Annotated in this window: 16 protein-coding genes, 1 tRNA gene, 1 other RNA gene and 1 pseudogene; 13 read left to right on the top strand and 6 right to left on the bottom strand. The window is 66.3% G+C overall.

The genetic code is table 11. The features are described 5' to 3' along the window. Positions 1 to 98: 98 nt before the first annotated feature. From LDQ05_RS06765 to hisN, 3 genes are all read right to left on the bottom strand, one after another. Positions 99 to 1,310: an acyl-CoA dehydrogenase family protein gene (locus LDQ05_RS06765; protein ID WP_226436130.1), complete on the bottom strand. Its 1,212-nt coding sequence runs from the start codon at positions 1,308 to 1,310 to the stop codon at positions 99 to 101. A gap of 31 nt (positions 1,311 to 1,341) precedes the next feature. Then, a complete protein-coding gene (locus LDQ05_RS06760) occupies positions 1,342 to 2,739 on the bottom strand; it encodes an acyl-CoA dehydrogenase family protein (protein ID WP_226436129.1) in 1,398 nt (465 codons plus the stop codon). Between the two features lie 228 nt (positions 2,740 to 2,967). Beyond that, entirely contained in the window at positions 2,968 to 3,777 is an 810-nt protein-coding gene (gene hisN, locus LDQ05_RS06755) for a histidinol-phosphatase (RefSeq protein ID WP_226436128.1), read from the bottom strand. A 39-nt stretch (positions 3,778 to 3,816) separates the two neighbouring features. Between hisN and prfB the strand changes: the two genes are divergently transcribed. The 13 genes from prfB to LDQ05_RS06690 all read left to right on the top strand — a co-directional run bounded on the left by prfB (position 3,817) and on the right by LDQ05_RS06690 (position 14,684). Next, positions 3,817 to 4,935, top strand: coding sequence for a peptide chain release factor 2 (prfB, locus tag LDQ05_RS06750; RefSeq protein WP_226436127.1), 1,119 nt, complete (start codon positions 3,817 to 3,819; stop codon positions 4,933 to 4,935). A 57-nt stretch (positions 4,936 to 4,992) separates the two neighbouring features. Continuing rightward, positions 4,993 to 5,889, top strand: a complete 897-nt coding sequence (locus tag LDQ05_RS06745; RefSeq protein ID WP_488186754.1) for a mechanosensitive ion channel family protein — start codon at positions 4,993 to 4,995, stop codon at positions 5,887 to 5,889. Then, entirely contained in the window at positions 5,886 to 6,377 is a 492-nt protein-coding gene (locus LDQ05_RS06740) for an Rv3103c transmembrane domain-containing protein (RefSeq protein ID WP_226436126.1), read from the top strand. Before LDQ05_RS06745 ends, LDQ05_RS06740 begins: the two co-directional genes overlap by 4 nt. A 217-nt stretch (positions 6,378 to 6,594) precedes the next feature. Beyond that, the gene (ftsE, locus tag LDQ05_RS06735) at positions 6,595 to 7,284 is read left to right on the top strand and encodes a cell division ATP-binding protein FtsE (RefSeq protein ID WP_226436125.1); all 690 of its coding nucleotides are present in this window, start codon (positions 6,595 to 6,597) and stop codon (positions 7,282 to 7,284) included. A 51-nt stretch (positions 7,285 to 7,335) separates the two neighbouring features. Then, a complete protein-coding gene (gene ftsX, locus LDQ05_RS06730; protein WP_226436124.1) occupies positions 7,336 to 8,241 on the top strand; it encodes a permease-like cell division protein FtsX in 906 nt (301 codons plus the stop codon). 69 nt (positions 8,242 to 8,310) lie between these two features. Further along, positions 8,311 to 8,784 carry an SsrA-binding protein SmpB gene (gene smpB, locus LDQ05_RS06725; RefSeq protein WP_226436123.1) on the top strand — a complete coding sequence of 158 codons (474 nt, stop codon included), beginning with the start codon at positions 8,311 to 8,313 and terminating at the stop codon, positions 8,782 to 8,784. Further along, entirely contained in the window at positions 8,781 to 9,635 is an 855-nt protein-coding gene (locus tag LDQ05_RS06720) for an EamA family transporter (protein ID WP_502707478.1), read from the top strand. The genes smpB and LDQ05_RS06720 overlap by 4 nt, the downstream gene beginning before the upstream one ends. Positions 9,636 to 9,742: 107 nt before the next feature. Next, positions 9,743 to 10,113, top strand: a transfer-messenger RNA (tmRNA) gene (ssrA, locus tag LDQ05_RS06715). A gap of 121 nt (positions 10,114 to 10,234) precedes the next feature. Further along, positions 10,235 to 11,863 (top strand): phosphoglucomutase (alpha-D-glucose-1,6-bisphosphate-dependent), encoded by a 1,629-nt coding sequence (gene pgm / locus LDQ05_RS06710; protein WP_226436122.1) that lies wholly within the window; start codon positions 10,235 to 10,237, stop codon positions 11,861 to 11,863. A 48-nt stretch (positions 11,864 to 11,911) separates the two neighbouring features. Further along, positions 11,912 to 13,132, top strand: coding sequence for an MFS transporter (locus LDQ05_RS06705; protein WP_226436121.1), 1,221 nt, complete (start codon positions 11,912 to 11,914; stop codon positions 13,130 to 13,132). A 22-nt stretch (positions 13,133 to 13,154) separates the two neighbouring features. Next, on the top strand, positions 13,155 to 13,646 hold the full coding sequence (locus LDQ05_RS06700) for a MauE/DoxX family redox-associated membrane protein (protein WP_226436120.1): 492 nt from the start codon (positions 13,155 to 13,157) through the stop codon (positions 13,644 to 13,646). A gap of 61 nt (positions 13,647 to 13,707) precedes the next feature. Continuing rightward, the gene (locus LDQ05_RS06695; protein ID WP_226436119.1) at positions 13,708 to 14,457 is read left to right on the top strand and encodes a DsbA family protein; all 750 of its coding nucleotides are present in this window, start codon (positions 13,708 to 13,710) and stop codon (positions 14,455 to 14,457) included. A 154-nt stretch (positions 14,458 to 14,611) separates the two neighbouring features. After that, positions 14,612 to 14,684, top strand: a tRNA-Ala gene (locus LDQ05_RS06690). Between the two features lie 242 nt (positions 14,685 to 14,926). Here the strand turns inward: LDQ05_RS06690 and LDQ05_RS06685 are convergent. The 3 genes and pseudogenes from LDQ05_RS06685 to dprE1 all read right to left on the bottom strand — a co-directional run. Beyond that, a pseudogene (locus LDQ05_RS06685) lies at positions 14,927 to 15,477 on the bottom strand (helix-turn-helix domain-containing protein); the annotation flags it as partial. Positions 15,478 to 15,768: 291 nt separating this feature from the next. Then, positions 15,769 to 16,071 (bottom strand): hypothetical protein, encoded by a 303-nt coding sequence (locus tag LDQ05_RS06680; protein WP_226436118.1) that lies wholly within the window; start codon positions 16,069 to 16,071, stop codon positions 15,769 to 15,771. 663 nt (positions 16,072 to 16,734) lie between these two features. Then, the gene (gene dprE1, locus LDQ05_RS06675; RefSeq protein WP_226436117.1) at positions 16,735 to 18,120 is read right to left on the bottom strand and encodes a decaprenylphosphoryl-beta-D-ribose oxidase; all 1,386 of its coding nucleotides are present in this window, start codon (positions 18,118 to 18,120) and stop codon (positions 16,735 to 16,737) included. Positions 18,121 to 18,363 lie beyond the last annotated feature (243 nt).

Here is an 18,363-nt window from a genome sequence, read left to right as displayed (position 1 = left end):
ACTCGCTCATTCGCTCGGTGACCAGACGGCGCAACTCCCGCCGCACACTGTGCGACGGGAGTTGTCCGATCCCCCGATGGAACCTCCGAACCGCTACATCACTTCAGTTCGGAGGACGACTTGCCGAGCACCCGGCGCGCGACGATCAGCTGCTGGATCTGCTGGGTCCCCTCGAAGATGTCGAGGATCTTGCTGTCGCGGGCCCACTTCTCGAGCAGAGGACGCTCCGAGTAGCCGTACGTGCCGGCGAGTTCGACCGCCTTGAGCGACACCGCCGTTCCGGTGCGGCCCGCCTTGGCCTTGGAGATCGACGCCTCGAGCGAGTTCGGCTGCTTGTTGTCGGCCATCCACGTCGCCCGCAGGGACAGCAGGTATGCGGCCTCCCAGTCGGCCTCGAGTTCGAGGAATGCGGCGGCAGCGGCGTGCTGGTTCATGGCGGGAACGTCGTAGGACACCTCCACGCCGGCCTCCGACAGGATCGTGCGCAGTTCCTCGAGGGCCGCGCGGGCCAAACCGATGGCCATTCCCGCGACGATCGGGCGCGTGTTGTCGAAGGTCTGCATGACGCCCGCGAAGCCCTGCTCCACGTTCACCTCGGGCGAACCGAGGATGTTGTCCTTCGGGATGCGGCAGTCCTGCAGCAGCAGCACCGCGGTGTCGGACGCCTTGATACCGAGCTTGTGTTCGAGTCGCGCGACCGAGAGGCCGGGAGCCTCGCGGGGAACGACGAACGACTTGATCGCGGCGCGGCCCTTCGAGCGATCGACGGACGCCCACACGACGACGTGCGTGGAGCGTTCCCCGGCGGTGACGAAGATCTTCTCGCCGTTGAGGACCCACTCGTCACCGTCGAGTACGGCCGTGGTGGTGACAGCGGCCGAATCGGATCCGAAGCTCGGCTCCGTGATGGCCATCGACGCCCACACCTTGCCGAATCGTTCGAGCTGCTCGTCGGTCGCGACCGCCGCGATCGCCGAGTTGCCCAGGCCCTGGTAGGGAATCGACAGGGTCAGCCCGACGTCGCCCCAGCAGGTCTCGATGACGTTGAGCAGACCGGCCATGTTGCCGCCGTTGGCGTTTCCGGCGGAAGGCTTCTGGGCCTTGTCGTCGCGGCCGAGCGCTGCTCCCGCTGCGCCCTGACCGGAGTCGTTGAGCCCTTCGACCATGGCGGCCATCGTGTCGAGCTCGACCGGGTACTCGTGCTCGGCGAGATCGTACTTGCGCGAGACCGGCCGGAAGATCTCGGCGGCCACCTGATGCGCCTGGTTGGACGACGCCTTGAGCTTTCTGGGAAGTTCGAGATTGATCATCAGATGTGTTCCTGGTTCGGATCGGAGAAGCTCAGACGAGGACGACGCCCTCGGCGAGGCCGATGGCACGCAGATCCCGGTACCAGCGTTCGACCGGGTGTTCCTTGGTGAAACCGTGGCCGCCGAGCAGTTGCACCCCGTCGAGGCCGATCTGCATGCCCTTGTCGGTGGCGAGCTTGCGGGCCAGTGCCGCTTCGCGGGCGAACGAGAGTCCCTGCTCCGCGCGTGACGCACCCCGCAGAGTCACGAGCCGCAGACCATCGAGTTCGATCTTGATGTTGGCGACCATGAACGCGACCGCCTGTCGGTGGCTGATCGGTTCCCCGAACGCTTCGCGCTCGTTGACGTAGGGCACCACGTAGTCGAGCACGGCCTGGCCGGTTCCGACGGCGAGCGACGCCCAGCCGAGGCGGGCCAGGCGCACGGCGTCGGCGTACTGCTCGGCGCGCACGTCCGCGTCCTCGTCGCCGAGGAGTGCGGATTGCGGAACGGCGACGTCCTCGAGGAGTAGACGTCCGAGACCGGCGGCGCGCAGCCCCATGCTCGGGTCGGCCTCGACGATCACGCCCTTGCTCTTGGCCTCGACGATGAAGAAGGACGGCTTGCCGTCGAGCTCGGCCGCGACGATGAAGAGTTCGGCGCTTCCGGCCGCGGGAACGAGTGCCTTGACTCCGTTGAGGCGGTAACCGCTGGGGGACCGCACGGCCTTCGTCTCCAGTGCGAACGGATCGAACAGCGGACGCGGCTCGGCGACGACGACCGATGCCTGCGGGACGTCCTCGCTCGCGAAGGCGGGGAGGTACGTCTTCTGCTGTTCGTCGGTGCCCCACTGGGTGAGCGCCACCGCGACACCGCTCGGCGCGAGGATCGGCAGGGCGAGGCCCATGTCGCCGTGTGCGAGCGCCTCCGCGACGAGTGCGTTGGTGACGACGCCGCGTTCGGTGGCGACACCGTCGAAGGCTTCGGGGACGTTGACCATGGTGATGCCGAGTTCGGCTGCGCGGGCGAGCAGGTCGGCCGGGGCCGCTGCGGCCGCGTCGGCGTCGTGCGCGGCGGGGCGCAGGATCTCGGCGGCGAACTCGCGCACCGTCTCGGCAATCATCTGCTGGTCGTCGGTGGGGGTGAGGTCGAAGAAGTCGGAGTTCTTCGCCGACGCGAGGCGCTCGGGGCCGGCGCCGGAACCGCCGGAGACCTTCTTGAACGTCCGGGTCGCGGCGCCGAGGGTCTTGAAACCCGTCTTGGTGGACTCGTACGTCACGCGATCGATGGTCTGTCGGATGTTGTAGCGGTCGGCGATCTCGGATCCCGTGATCCGCGTGAGTACACGCATCGCCGCGCCCATGGCGTCGCGCTTGATCGGGTTCAGGCCGACGGCCGACGTGTCGCGAGGGGTGTTCCGGGCCACGCTGTCTTGCTTGCTCATGATCACCAGAGGTTTCTCGATTGCGGTGCGGACCCCACCAATCTTACTCTCGAGTAAGTTCATTGTCTACTTCGGAGTAAGAAGTGGTTGTGTTCCGTGGTCCGCGACGCCGCGACCAGCCGCATTCATCCCAGGTGACGCCCGGAAACCCGGTCGCGCGGGGCTCGGGGCGCGGGGCCGGGCGGTGCGACGTCGCGGATCACGCCGTGCGTCGGCCTCGCGCAATCGCCTGCGTCACGACGGCGTCGAAAGTCCTTCGGGATGCAGGCCCGCGAGGACCGCGGCGTGCAGGAGCCCGTTCGTCGCGACCGCGCTGCCGCCGTGCGGTCCCGACACGCCGTCGAGATCGGTGAACGTGCCACCGGCCTCGCGGACCAGCACGTCCAGGGCCGCGAGATCCCACAGCGACACCTCGGGTTCGAGGGCGATCTCGAGTGCGCCCTCCGCAAGGAGGCAGTACGAGAAGAAATCGCCGTACGCGCGCACCCGCCACACGTCGTCGGTCAACGCGACGAACCGGTCGCGGATCTCGCGTTGCTTCCAACCCGACAGGCTCGAGAAGCTCAGGGACGCGGATCCGAGCGCGCGCACCCCCGACACCGAGATCCGGCGTGCCGAGCCCCCGTCGTACGACGTCCAGGCGCCGGCGCCCGCCGACGCCCACCAGCGTCGGTTCAGTGCGGGCGCGCTCACGACACCGACGACCGGGACACCGTCGTCGAGCAGCGAGATCAGTGACGCCCACACCGGCACACCCCGCACGAAGTTCTTGGTGCCGTCGATCGGGTCGACGACCCACTGCCGACCCCGCAGTATCGGGTCACCCCCGAACTCCTCGCCCAGCACCGCGTCGTCGGGTCGCTGCTCCGCCAGGGTTGCGCGGACGCCGCGTTCGACCGCGAGATCGGCGTCGGACACCGGGGTCAGGTCCGGCTTGTCGTCGACCAACAGGTCCAGGGCGCCGAATCGATCGCGGGTGTGGGCGTCGGCATCGTCGGCGATGCGCAGGGCGAGGTCGAGATCGGTGGTGTAGTCGGTGGCCATGCGTCAGACGCTAGCCCCCAGCCGGTAGCCTTGATAATCGTGCATCCCGATGTTTCCGCAGACCTGGCCGAGCTCGCGACGACCCTCCGCACGGTGGAGTCGGTCCTGGACGTGGAGGAACTGCGCCGGCGAATCGACGAACTCGAGCACCAGGCGGCCGACCCCGACCTGTGGAACGACCAGGAACACGCCCAGCAGGTCACCAGTCAGCTCTCCCATGCGCAGGGCGAACTGCGACGCGTCGAGGAACTGCGGCAGCGGCTCGACGACCTGTCGGTCCTCTACGAGCTCGCAGAGGAAGAGGAGGGCGACGCACGGACCGCGGCACTCGCCGACGCCGACGCCGAGCGTGTCTCGCTGCGCGGTGACATCGAGGCGATGGAGGTCCGTACCCTGCTGTCGGGCGAGTACGACCAGCGCGACGCGCTCGTCAACATCCGTGCAGGCGCCGGTGGTGTCGACGCCGCGGACTGGGCCGAGATGCTCATGCGCATGTACATCCGCTGGGCGGACAAGCACGGGTACGGCGTCGAGGTGTACGACACCTCGTACGCGGAGGAAGCCGGTATCAAATCGGCGACGTTCGCAGTCAAGGCGCCGTACACGTACGGCACGTTGTCCGTCGAGATGGGCACCCACCGCCTCGTGCGGATCAGCCCGTTCGACAACCAGGGCCGCCGCCAGACGTCGTTCGCGGAGGTCGAGGTCCTGCCGGTCGTCGAGACCACCGACCACATCGACATCGACGAGAACGACGTCCGCGTCGACGTCTACCGTTCGTCCGGTCCGGGCGGGCAGTCGGTGAACACCACGGACTCCGCGGTGCGACTCACCCACGTTCCCACCGGGATCGTCGTCACCTGTCAGAACGAGAAATCGCAGCTCCAGAACAAGGTGTCCGCGATGCGCGTCCTCCAGGCCAAACTCCTCGAACGCAAGCGGCAGGAGGAGCGCGCCGAGATGGATGCGCTCAAGGGCGACGGTGGCAGCTCGTGGGGCAACCAGATGCGTTCGTACGTGCTGCACCCGTACCAGATGGTCAAGGACCTGCGCACCGAATACGAGGTGAACAACCCGTCGGTCGTGCTCGACGGTGAGATCGACGGATTCCTCGAAGCCGGTATCCGCTGGCGGATGAGCGAGGAACAGAAGCAGTAGCGAGAGGGTCGGAGTCCGCCGTTCGGGGCGGCCGAGCATCTCCGGAGAGGACGACCACTGTTTCCCACGAGCAGACTGCTGGACTGGCTGACATCGAGCGGCCTGCTGATCGCGCTGACCGTGCTCGGAGCGGTGCTCATCGCCCGGTTCGTGTCGTGGTTCGGTGGTCGGATCACCGAGCGCATCGACAACCGGTACACGCAGTCCGACGACCTGGTGCGGTCCGAGGCGACGAAACATCGGCACTCGGTCGCGCAGGTCGTCACCTGGATCGCGATCTCGTTCGTCTACATCATCGCCACGCTGAAGGTCTTCGACTACCTCGCGCTGCCGATCGGCAGTCTCGTCGCCCCGGCGACCGTCGTGGGTGCGGCCGTCGGTTTCGGGGCGCAACGCGTCGTCCAGGACATCCTCGCGGGGTTCTTCATCATCACCGAACGTCAGTACGGATTCGGTGACACCGTGCAGATCTCGGTGACCGGATCATCGGAGGACGCGACCGGCACCGTCGAGGACGTCACGCTGCGGGTGACCCGCGTGCGCAGTGCGGCCGGCGAGGTCATCACCGTCCCCAACGGCCAGATCAACAAGTCCGTCAACCTGTCGAAGGACTGGGCACGTGCCGTGGTGGACGTCCCGATCCCGGTGAGCGCCGACGTCTCGGCCGTCACCGATCTTCTACGCGAGCTGGGTACCGCCGCGTACGAGGAACCGCGTGTCCGTGAACTGCTCCTCGACGAGCCGAGCGTGATGGGTGTCGAAAGCCTCGAAGTGGACAAGGTCAGTGTGCGGGTGGTCGCCCGGACCCTGCCCGGCAAACAGTTCCAGGTCGGCCGACTGCTGCGGGCACGTATCGCCGGTGCGCTGCGTGCGAAAGGGATCACGGTGACCCCGGAACTCGATACCGCGGCCGTTCTCGAGCGGAACCGGGCGAACAGCGAGGTGGGGTCGTGAGCGAGCAACAGAACGACTCGCCCGGGCAGCCGGAAGCGTCGGACGGGCCGGATGCGTCGCGTCCGCGCCTGCAGGTTCCGTCTCACCTGTTCCGGGGCCGGGTTCGTACCACCACGCTCGTGATGTGCGTGCTGTGGCTGGGCATGTGGGTGACGTACCTGATCCTCAACCAGCCCGACGACCACGCGCAGGCACCCCAGCAGGCCGTCCTGATCTCCGACACGCCCTACGTGCCGTATGTTCCGGCGGAGAGCACCACCCACGCGCCCGCACCACCGACCACATCCGGTGCACCGACACCGACGACGAGTGGGACTCCGACGTCGCCGGGTCCCGGTGCTCCGGGATCGACGTCGTCGCCCACCACGGACACCACCGGAATCCTCCCGTTCGAACTGCCCGAGATTCCGGGTCTGCCCGGATTCGACGGTGGCGACGACTCGGAGACGGGGGAGGATTCGGGACAGACGGGCGAGTCGACACCGTAGGTCGTCGTCCGACACAGGCTGGTCGGCTGCACCCCTTCGTCGGGTCCGGGGTCGTCGCCCGACTCGCCGCCTCGCGATGTACCGGAAACGTACCGGATTCGCCGATCCCCGAAACAGACCCCGCGGGCCACCGCCCGGATCGTGGCTGTTGGAGACGGTGTACCCCGACAGTCCCCGAGGGGCTTCGAGTCGGCACGAAACGGCTAGCATGGCCCACGTGATCCGCCTGGAGAATGTGTCCAAGTCGTACAAGACGTCGACCCGTCCCGCACTCGACGACGTGAGTGTCGAGGTGGACAAGGGAGACTTCGTCTTCCTGATCGGACCGTCCGGGTCCGGGAAGTCGACGTTCATGCGGCTGCTGCTCCGGGAGGACACGCCCACCAGCGGCGACATCCACGTGGCGGACTTCCACGTCAACCGGCTCCCGTCGCGGCGCGTCCCACGACTGCGACAGAACCTCGGTTGCGTCTTCCAGGACTTCCGGCTGCTCCAGACGAAAACGGTCGCACAGAACATCTCGTTCGCGCTCGAGGTCATCGGCAAGCCCCGCGCCGTGATCGAACGCACCGTCCCCGAGGTCCTCGATCTCGTCGGCCTCTCCGGCAAGGCCGATCGGTTTCCCAGTGAACTGTCGGGCGGCGAACAGCAGCGGGTCGCAATCGCGCGGGCGTTCGTGAACCGGCCGCTGGTGCTGCTCGCCGACGAGCCGACGGGAAACCTGGACCCCGACACCAGTCAGGACATCATGTTGCTGCTCGAACGGATCAACCGGACCGGCACCACCGTCCTCATGGCCACCCACGACCACCACATCGTCGATTCGATGCGTCGCCGCGTCGTCGAACTCGATCTGGGTCGGGTCGTTCGTGACGAGGCACGAGGTGTGTACGGCGTCGGCCGCTGACCCCTCCCACCTTCCCGTACCCGTTCGGCAACCGAAGGAACCCGACACCCGATGCGCGCAAGCTTCCTGTTCAGCGAGGTCGTCACCGGCCTGCGCCGCAACCTGACCATGACGATCGCCATGGTCCTCACCACCGCGATCTCACTCGGACTGTTCGGCGCGGGACTGCTCGTCGTGCAGGTGGCGGGAAAGACCCAGAAGATCTTCCTCGATCGCGTCGAAGTGCAGGTGTTCCTCACCGAGGACATCTCGGCGATGGACCCCGACTGTGCCCAGGACATCTGCCGCAACCTGCGGGCGGACCTCGAGAACACCGACGACGTGGTGACGGTGCAGTACCTCAACCGTGAGGACGCCGTCGCCGACGCGACCGACCGGGTGTTCGCCGACCAACCCGAACTCGCCGAACTCGTCAGCCCCGACAGCTTCCCCGCGTCCTTCAAGGTCAAGATGTCGGATCCGTCGAGCTTCGCGCTGATCCAGGAGGGGTTCGCCGACCGCCCGGGCGTCGACAGCATCCTCAACCAGCAGGACCTGGTCGAACGACTCTTCGGGGTGCTCGGCGGCATCCGCAACGCCGCCTTCGCGATCGCGACCATCCAGGCGGTCGCCGCGATCCTGCTCATCGCGAACACCGTGCAGATCGCGGCGTTCACCCGTCGCACCGAGGTCGGCATCATGCGGCTGGTCGGCGCGACCCGGTGGTACACACAATTGCCGTTCCTGCTCGAGGCCGTGGTCGCGGCCCTCGTCGGTGCCGCCCTCGCGATCGGTGGCTTGTTCGCCGCCAATTCCATGTTCGTGAAGGACATGCTCGCGGAGGTGTACGACGCCAACATCGTCGCGAGGATCACGACCAGCGACATCCTGCTCGTGTCACCGTTCCTCGTTCTCGTCGGAGTCGGGATGGCCGCGCTCACCGCCTACGTCACGCTGCGCCTGTACGTGCGTGAATAACGGTTTGCATGGATTTCCTATGCTGGACATCGTTCAGTTCGAATTCCCGAGGACCGGAAGGGCCTGCACTTGAAGGAAAAGGGCCGGAAGGTCATCGCCACCAACCGCAAGGCACGACACCACTACACGATCATCGACACCTACGAAGCCGGTGTGGCGCTCGTCGGTACCGAGGTCAAGAGCCTGCGGGAGGGTAAGGCCTCACTCGTCGACGCCTTCGCGACCGTCGACGACGGTGAGGTGTGGCTGCGTGGCCTGCACATCCCCGAGTACGGGCACGGCTCGTGGACCAATCACGCACCGCGCCGCACCCGGAAGCTGCTCCTGCACCGCCGCGAGATCGACGCGCTGGTCGGCAAGACCCGCGAGGGCAACCAGACCCTCGTCCCGCTGTCGATGTACTTCTCCGACGGCAAGGTCAAGGTCGAACTCGCGTTGGCGAAGGGCAAGCAGGACTACGACAAGCGTCAGGACATCAAGCGCCGGACCGCCGAACGTGAAGTGACCCGCGAACTCGGTCGGCGGGTCAAGGGGATGCGCTGACCGCGGTCCTGCTCGCCCTCGTGGCCGCCGTCGGGTACGGGGTCAGCGACTTCGTCGGCGGTGCCGCGTCCCGCCGGGCGACGGCGCTGAACTTCGTCGTCGCCTCCTACCCGCTGTCGCTGGTGATCGCGCTGCTCGTCGCGCCGTTCATCGCAGGATCCGTCACCGCCCCGGCGCTCGTGTGGGGCGCGGCCTCGGGTGTCTTCGGTGGGTTCGCCGTCTGGTGGTTCTATCGCGCACTCGCGGCCGGGCCCATGTCGATCGTCTCGCCGCTCACCGCCCTGCTGGTCGCCGGAGTCCCGGTCTTCGTCGGACTGGCCGCCGGGGAACGACCCGGACCCCTCGCCTACCTGGGTATCGTCGTCGCGCTCGTCGCGGTCGTGCTGGTCAGTCGTGAATCGCAGGAAACCGTCGGTGGTGACGAGCACCCTCGCTTCACGCCGCGCGTCGCGTGGTTGACGGTGGCGTCGGGAATCGCGTTCGCGTTCACGTTCGTGTCCCTCGATCAGGTACCGGCAGGAAGCGGCCTGTGGCCGCTGGTGATGTCGCGACTGGCGGCGACCGTGGTCGTGTGGATCGCGGCGCTGGCAGCGCGTCAGTTCGCGGGTCCACCGAGCTTTCTGTATCCGCACGTGGTGTTCGTCGCCGTCCTCGATGTCGTCGCGAACGCCGCGATGCTGTACGCCTTCCACGGCGGGATGCTGTCGGTGGTCAGTGTCATCGGCGCGCTGTATCCGGCGGCCACGGTCCTGCTGGCGTTGGTCGTCCTCGGCGAACGGCTCGGTCGCGGCCAGTACATCGGGATGATCGCGGCGCTCGGCGCGGTCGCCCTCATCACGGTCGCGACCTGAGCGAAAACCTCGGTGATCGGCGTCACCGCGACGCGCCGGTAAAGGGAATGACAATGGGGGTCCGTGACGTTACAGTGGGTAGTCCTGCGATGGTCGCGGGTACGTACGGGGCTGAACGGTTTCGACTGCGTACGTTGAGTCAAGGGAAGCGTGTCGGTGCAGGCAAGAGACCACCGTAAGCGTCGCTGCAACCAATTAAGCGCCGATACCAATCAGCGCGACTACGCTCTCGCTGCCTAAGTAGCGAAGCGTGTCTGTCAGTCCGATCTCGCCCTCGGATCGGGTACTGGCATCAGCTAGAGGGCTTCACCGTCCGGCTCGGTCGCGGAGTCGTACGGGACATCCAACAGCGACTGGGATCGTCATCTCGGCTGGTTCGCGAGACCGGGAGATCCGAGTAGAGGCATAGCGAACTGCACACGGAGAAGCCTTGGCGAGGCGGCGGAGGACCCGGGTTCGATTCCCGGCAGCTCCACCCTCGGGCCCCCGATCTGGACACCAGGTCGGGGGCCTTTTTCATGCCCGTCCACGTGAGCCTGCGGGTGCCGTGCGCGTGCGCAGGCAGAATGGTCACCACACCGGAGCGACGAGGAGAACCCATGGCGCACGAACGAGCAGGGCAACCGGCGCGACCCGAGGACCTCGTGGACCTCGCTCATCTGGTGACCGCGTATTACACCGTCGCGCCGGACCCGCGGAACTCGCTGCAGCAGGTGGAGTTCGGCACGTCCGGTCATCGCGGTTCCAGCCTCGACGGCGCGTTCAACGAGGCGCACATCCTCGCGACCACCCAGGCCATCGTCGAATACCGTGCGGCGCAAGGTGTCACCGGGCCGCTGTTCCTCGGCCGCGACACCCATGCGTTGTCCGAGCCCGCGTGGACCACCGCACTCGAGGTGCTCGTCGCCAACGGGGTCGAGGTCGTGGTGGACGCCCGCGACCGGTTCACCCCCACGCCGGCGGTGAGCCACGCGATCCTGCATCACAATCGTGCGGCGGGTGCGCGCGCCGACGGCATCGTCGTGACCCCCTCGCACAATCCACCGCGCGACGGCGGATTCAAATACAACCCGCCGCACGGTGGACCGGCGGGCACCGACGCGACCACGGTGATCGCGGCCCGGGCGAACCGACTGCTGGCCTCGGCACTCGACGGTGTGCGTCGGGTACCGGCCACCACGGCGATCGCGAAGGCAGGGCGGTACGACTACCTCGCGGCCTACGTCGACGACCTGCCGAACATCGTCGACCTCGACGCCATCCGCGGATCCGGGCTGCGGATCGGAGCCGACCCGCTCGGCGGTGCTTCCGTCGACTACTGGGGTGCGATCGCGGAGCGGCACCGCCTGGATCTGACGGTCGTGAACCCGCTGGTCGACGCGACATGGCGGTTCATGACCCTCGACACCGACGGCAGGATCCGGATGGACTGCTCGTCGCCGAATGCGATGGCCTCGCTGATCCGTGCACGCGGCGACTTCGATCTCGCCACCGGCAACGATGCGGACGCGGACCGGCACGGCATCGTGACACCCGACGGGGGGGTGCTCAACCCCAACCACTACCTCGCCGTCGCGATCGACTACCTGTTCCGGAACCGCCCGCACTGGTCGCGGTCGAGCAAGGTCGGCAAGACCCTGGTGAGTTCGTCGATGATCGACCGGGTTGCTGCCGGCCTCGACCGGGACGTGCTCGAGGTGCCCGTCGGATTCAAGTGGTTCGTCCCTGGCCTGATCGACGGCAGCCTCGGTTTCGGTGGGGAGGAGAGCGCCGGAGCATCGTTCCTGCGCCGCGACGGGTCGGTGTGGTCCACCGACAAGGACGGCATCGTCCTGGCCCTGCTCGCCGCGGAGATCACCGCGGTGACCGAGCAGAGTCCGTCCCAGCGGTACGGCGACCTCACCGCGCGGTTCGGGGATCCGTCGTACGCGCGGGTCGACGCTCCCGCGACGCGTGAGCAGAAGGCGGTGCTCGCCGAGCTCTCACCCGACCGGGTGTCGGCGACCGAACTCGCGGGCGAACCCATCACCGCCACGCTCACCGCGGCACCCGGCAACGGCGCGGCCATCGGAGGGTTGAAGGTGACGACGGAGAACGCGTGGTTCGCGGCGCGACCGTCGGGAACCGAGGATGTCTACAAGATCTATGCCGAATCGTTCCGCGGTGACGACCATCTCGCCCGGGTGCAGGACGCGGCACGAGAGCTGGTGGCATCCGTGCTCGGCTGACGACCACCGGCGACCCCGGTCGTGCGCATGGCTAACATTGCCCGCATCATGCGTACACGTGAGTCGGCACTGCCCCGGGAGATCTGGGTTCTCGTCGCCGCGAGCTTCGTCATCGCGCTGGGATTCGGTCTCGTCGCACCGGCACTGCCGCAGTTCGCGCGCAGTTTCGACGTCGGGATCACCGCCGCGAGCGTGATCATCTCCGCGTTCGCCGCGATGCGGCTGCTGTTCGCGCCTGCCAGCGGTGCACTCGTGCAGAAACTGGGGGAGCGGCCCGTCTACATCACCGGGGTGCTCATCGTCGCGGTATCGACCGGGGCGTGCGCGTTCGCGGCGAACTACTGGCAACTGCTGGTGTTCCGCGGTCTCGGTGGCATCGGTTCGACGATGTTCACCGTCTCCGCGCTCGGCCTGCTCGTGCGCATCGCGCCGCCCGACGCACGCGGTCGCGTGTCCGCGCTCTACTCCACCAGTTTCCTGCTGGGCAACATCGGTGGGCCCCTCGTCGGCGGTGCACTCGTCGGTCTCGGACTGCGTGTCCCGTTCATCATCTACGCAGTGGCGTTGCTCGTCGCGGCCGCCGTGGTCGGTGTGAGCCTGCGGTCGTCGCACCTGGCCCAGCCGGAGGCCGGCACCCACGCACCGCCGATGAGGTTGCGCGACGCCCTCGCGGTGCCCGCCTACCGGGCGGCCCTCGGATCGAACTTCGCCAACGGATGGGTGGTGTTCGGGGTGCGCGTGGCGATGGTGCCGCTGTTCATCGTCGAGGCGTTGCGGCAACCCGACGGATTCGCCGGTGTTGCGCTGACAGCATTTGCATTGGGCAACGCGGTGGTCCTGATCCGGTCCGGCGCCTGGTCGGACCGGTACGGCCGCCGCCCGTTCGTCATCGGCGGACTCGTGGTGTGCGGGGTGAGCACCATCGCGATGGGGCTGACCGATCATCTGCCGTTGTTCCTGGCGGTGTCGTTCGTCGCGGGCCTCGGATCCGGCCTCGCGAATCCGTCGCAGCAGGCCGCGGTCGCCGATGTCGTCGGCAGCAAGGCCCGCGGTGGCCCCGTTCTCGCCGCCTTCCAGATGACCTCCGACATCGGTGCGGTGGTCGGTCCGATCGCCGCGGGCAAGATCGCCGACGAGTTCTCCTACGCGGCCGCGTTCACGGTCACCGGTGTGATCATGCTCGTGGCGACGATCCCGTGGATCCTCGCGGGCCGGGTCCGGGTCGCCCGGCCCGGCACCGATGTGACGGACTTTACTGATCGCCGATAGGAACGTCGGTACTGTCGCCGGGGTGTGGGTACGAATGGTCTCCCTGGCGGCGCGTCTCGGTCTCGCCGCAGTGTGGCTGATCTCCGGATGGATCAAGTTCACCGACCCGACGCAGACGGTCGTCGCGGTCCGCGCCTACCAGCTGGTGCCCGCCGACCTGGTGCGCCCGTTCGCCGCGGTGTTCCCGATGGTCGAACTCGTTCTCGGTGCGTTGCTGCTGATCGGTTTGGCGGTGAGACCCGCCGCGATCGCCAGTGTGCTCCTTCTTCTCGCGCTGATCGCTGCGATCGTGTCGGCGTGGGCGCGAGGCCTGTCGATCGACTGCGGATGCTTCGGCGGTGGTGGCGTCGTCGAAGGCATCGACAGTGGCGACTACATCCGGGAGATCGCCCGCGACGTCGGGTTCATCGCGCTCGGCGTGTGGCTGACAGTGTTCCCGCGCACCCCGTGGGCGCTCGGGCCCGGTTCGCGGACCACCTTCTCAGGGTCGGCTCAGCCCGCGGTGCAAGAGTGAAGCCGGTCGGAGTGCGAATCCACCACAACACCCCAGAGACGACGAGACGAGGACAACTCCCGTGAGCGCCAAGAAGATCAAACCGGTCAAGTACACGCCGGAGCCGACGTCGAACAAGTCCACCTACATCCTCGGCGGCATCGCGTTGGTGGTCATCGCGGTGCTCGTCATCGGGGGTGTGCTGTGGCAGTCGCGGAGCACGGAGGCGCGCAACGAAGGCTACGGGGCCGTCAGCAATTCCGCGGTGGAGGTCACCCTCGACGACGACGGCACGATCCTCGTGGGGCTACCGTCGGCGTCCACGACGATCGACGTGTTCGAGGACCCCATGTGCCCGTACTGCGCGGAACTCGAACACAAGCACGGTCAGGAACTCGCGGAGGCGATCGACGGCGGCACGCTCGCTGTCCGCTACCACATGCTGGCCTTCCTCGACCGGCTCTCGGCGAGCGGTGACTTCTCGACGCGCGCGGTCGCGGCGTCGCAGTGCGTCGCCGAGAGCGGCGACGCGATCGCCTTCTCCCGGTTCCACGCGGACCTGCTCTCGCCCGACAACCAGCCGGCCGAGGGCGGAAGCAGCGACCACAGCAACGACGACCTCGCGCAGATGGCCCGCGATGCCGGAGCGTCCGACGACACGGTGGCCTGCATCGCGGACGGCACCCGAGTCGAGCAGGCCGCGGTATCCGCGGAGGCCGGTCGTCAGCTGCTCGCCACCACCGGTGCGACGGGCACCCCGGCCGTGATCCACGACGGCACCGTCGTCGATACCTTCGGCAACGAGAACTGGGTCACCGACCTCGCAGGCTAGTGCGCATGGTCGGCGGTGGCGGGCGGTGTTCTCGCACGCCACCGCCGATGACCAGGCGATTTGTTGGCCAGGAGGCCGATGGTGTAACTTTCTTTCTGCGCGAGGGGCACGGCCCCGAGCGTGGAGGACACCCGGTGACGGGAAAAATGAACACGGGGCTATGGCGCAGCTGGTAGCGCACCACACTGGCAGTGTGGGGGTCAGGGGTTCGAGTCCCCTTAGCTCCACAGAAGTAGCAGGTTAGGCCCGGTCAGCGACCGGGCCTAACCTATTTTTCTGTTCTGGCCCCCCGTAAACCCCCCGTTTTGGCTGCGTGTTCGACGGATGCCGTCTGCGGACCACCTTGTCGCGGTTCCGATCCGCTGCGACCGACGATGTGTGAGCAGTCGGCATCCTGTTCGGGCCGTACTGGTCGTGGTCTGGGCGCCGCCATCGCTGGCGTCGGGGCCAAGTCCTCCTGGGACTCGCGCCCCCGCACCGGATTGTTGTGCCTGTTCAGTACGCCACTGCTCTTGTCGGCCTGGGAGTTTCTGTAACCGACGGTGCGGCCCAGCATTCGCCAGCCGCCGCCTACGGGGATCTTGCCGAGTTTCTTCGCATCGAGGTGCACCAGGTCACCGGGATGGTCGTGTTCGTGGCGGCGCACGACCCGTGCGGTGGCCCGGTACAGCCAGCGCAGCCAGGCGAGCCGGTATCGGGTCAGGACCTGGTGGACCGTGGAGGGATGCAAGCCCAGCAGGCAGGCGATCCGCGCTGGTCCCACCGGCGTAGCAACCGGACCTTGATGATGCGGCGTTCGGTGCGTGTCGGGGTGCGGCTCGGGCTGCGACGTGGTCGGCTGGACCGGTCGGTCATCCCGGCTTCGCCCTGGTCACGGTAGCGGTCGGCCCATCGTTTCGCGGTCGTGGCCGATACCTGGAATCGTTCGGCGGCACGCCGCAACGGCCACCGGTCCTCGACGACACAGCGAGCCAGCCGCAATCGGCCCAGCTCCGACAAGGACGCATTACGGTGGGACACGAAGACCTCCGCTCGGTGGGGCTGTGTTTGCTTGGCAGCTCGCACTCCACCCGGAGGTCTTCGTTTTGTCACCTCGCCACGCCGTCACCAACGTCGATGGTCAGTACACCTAGGCCAGCTGAGTCCGGGAGATGCCGAAACCTCACGGTGTACTCGATTGGTCATGAAATCGGCGTAGCGTTTTCGCAGGTTCCCGAAATTTCTCGACGTTCCCGCCTTTTCACCGTCAATGCAGGTAGATAACCGTCTGGCGCTCTTGAAACTATCGGAACATTTCCGAAAGTTGCTGTGTCAATCCGCAAGCAAATCGTAGAAATATCGTAGAAACGTCGCGATAAAGGCCGGTGTGGCGTGATCGGGCGTGATTGGGGTGAGTTGCCGTGGATCATCCCACCGACAAGATCCCAGATAGGTCGGACTCTCAACCCGATCCACGGCGACCACCTTATGAATTAACGCGGTGCTGCCATAACGGCGTGAGATGCCAAAACAGACCAGCAGATCGCTATTCGCTGCTGGACAACCTGGACCTGCGGCGTCCGGATCCAGGCCGACATCGAGGAGCGCTTGGCGGTGGACGGAGTCCATTCCCATGCTCGGGTTGGTCGGTCGCGGCGGCGTGTGGGTCCCGCGGCGATATGACCTGACCTGTATTTCGCCTCAGAGCGGCGGGAGCGGTGGTTTGCGTTGCTTTTGTAGCTAGGATGATTGTTGGCGCGCCCGGCCTCCTTCATGTCCTCGGCCTCGCGTGTATTTGCCCGGCCGTCGACAGGTGCGTCATGAAGTTGACCGCCAACCCGCGCTGCAACCGAAAATGAGGATGATCCCCGCCGAACGGCCGCCACTCTGCGGCATGAGTCCCGCAGAAACCTGGGCCGATTACCTCGATGCCTCTGGGAGAAACTCGAGCAATCGTGTGGTCACTATTCACCCGGCAGAGCACTTCACCCTCCGGCTAACCCACGTCCACACACGCAGGCGTAAGTCTCTGCACAGGTTCGGTGCCGTCGAGGACCCGCATACCCTGGGGGATCATATCTATTCTATATCGACGATGTGCTGGGCGAAAGCCAGACACCGAAGGCGCCATGGACGCTGTCGGCGTCGGCGATTGGGCCGGCGAGCACGCCGGTTCTCATAGGGTGCGCTATTACCAGGGTTAGGTAGAAGGAGACCGGACTGCACCAAGCTGGCAAACCTGGGCAGTCCGGTCACACCGCGGCATATAGATGCCTATGCGCTCGGAGTAGTTAGTTCTCAGTTACCGGAGTGGCCCGGCTCGTCATCGACAAGTCGGAGACGGCGGGCCTGGTCCGAGACAAACACCCGTTCCGGGTCAACAGCGTCACGTATCCTGCGCCACTCCTCAAGTCGCGGGTACATTACTCGAATCATCTCCGGCGTGGTGCGTGAATCCTTGGCGAAGTAGAGGCGCCCTCCTGCGTCCAGCACTCGACGATCGAGCTCGGCGCAGAACTCGTTCAGGCCTGCCTTCACCGGGAAGTCTAGGCTCAACATGAATCCGGGGTGTGGCCATGATAGCGGAGCCCGGCTGCTTGGCCCCATACGCTTGAACACGTTGAGAAACGATCGGTGTCCTGAGTGGGCGATGGCTCGGACAGTCTCGGCCAGTTGGTCTTCGGCACCGTACGGAATCGAAAACTGATATTGAAGAAAACCTCGGCGACCATAGCCGCGGTTCCACTCCCCAAGCAGATCCAGGGGATGAAGGAATTGAGTAATGTTCTGGATCAGGCCTCGGCCGTGCTTCGCGAAGGTGCGGTGGGTGACCGCGCCGCCAAGCTGAGTTGTAAGATTGTTTACCATTCCATTAGGAAAGACATCGGGAACCGTAAACAGTTGTGGAGCATTGAAATACAGGGGATTCTTGCGGAGCTTGGCGGGCAATTGATCGACTGTGGCGAGGTTGCCGCGACTGAACCCCGCGCGCCCGAGCTTCGTGTTGGTGCTAATAGTATCGGGCACTGCCACTGAGTACTCATAGCCGTCATCAGAGCCGCCGGTTAGCAGCTCCATCGTTTCATCGAGGCTGTTGGTTCGGTCGCTGTCGACGAAGAAGTACGCGGTTTCGGTGCGCTTCATCTTGATTCGGGCACGTGTGACGATGCCGGTCAGACCCATACCGCCTACGGTCGACCAGAACAGCTCCGTGTCACCTTCGTCAGGCCTGATCGTGTGGAGAGTGCCATCGGCGGTCAACAGGTCCATCGACAGTACGTGGTTGCCGAAACTGCCCTGGGAATGATGGTTCTTGCCATGAATATCGGAAGCGATCGCGCCGCCGATGGTCACCTGCCGAGTACCCGGCAGCACGGGTACCCACAGACCATACGGCAGGGCAGCCCGCATCAGCGCGTCCAAGCTGACGCCCGCCTCGACATCGACTATGCCGCTGTCCGGGTCGATCGAATGAATGCGGCTGAACATGGTCATGTCGACAACAAGCCCGCCACTGTTCTGCGCTGGGTCCCCGTAGCTGCGCCCCAGCCCTCGGGCGATAACACCACGTGGCCCTGCCTTACGGACAGCCATGGCGACCGTGTCGAGGTCGGGGGTGGAAAGTACTTGCGCGACAGTCGGTGCGGTGCGTCCCCAGCCAGTCAGTGGACGCTGATCGATCACCGATTCTCCATTCGTGAAATACACCCTGTCACCGTAGCCGCTGACCACCAACTCTCGACAATCACGGCCGTCACCAGCCACTCATCTCTACCTGGCCGCGCGCCCGAGGCCGTGGGGGGCCCGCCAGGGCCCCGTAGTTGTTGACTAGCGGTGCCATGACCTGGGGTTTCGGTGTGTTCGGGGGCGGGTTGAGCGGGCATGGGGACAGGGATTGATCATGGGTGTGTCTTACGCATCCAGATC

The sequence above is a fragment of the Rhodococcus yananensis genome, from assembly GCF_020515525.1.
GTDB lineage: Bacteria > Actinomycetota > Actinomycetes > Mycobacteriales > Mycobacteriaceae > Rhodococcus > Rhodococcus yananensis.
The sequence above is the reverse complement of the archived record's forward strand: the minus strand, read 5'-3'. Positions and strand labels throughout refer to the sequence as shown.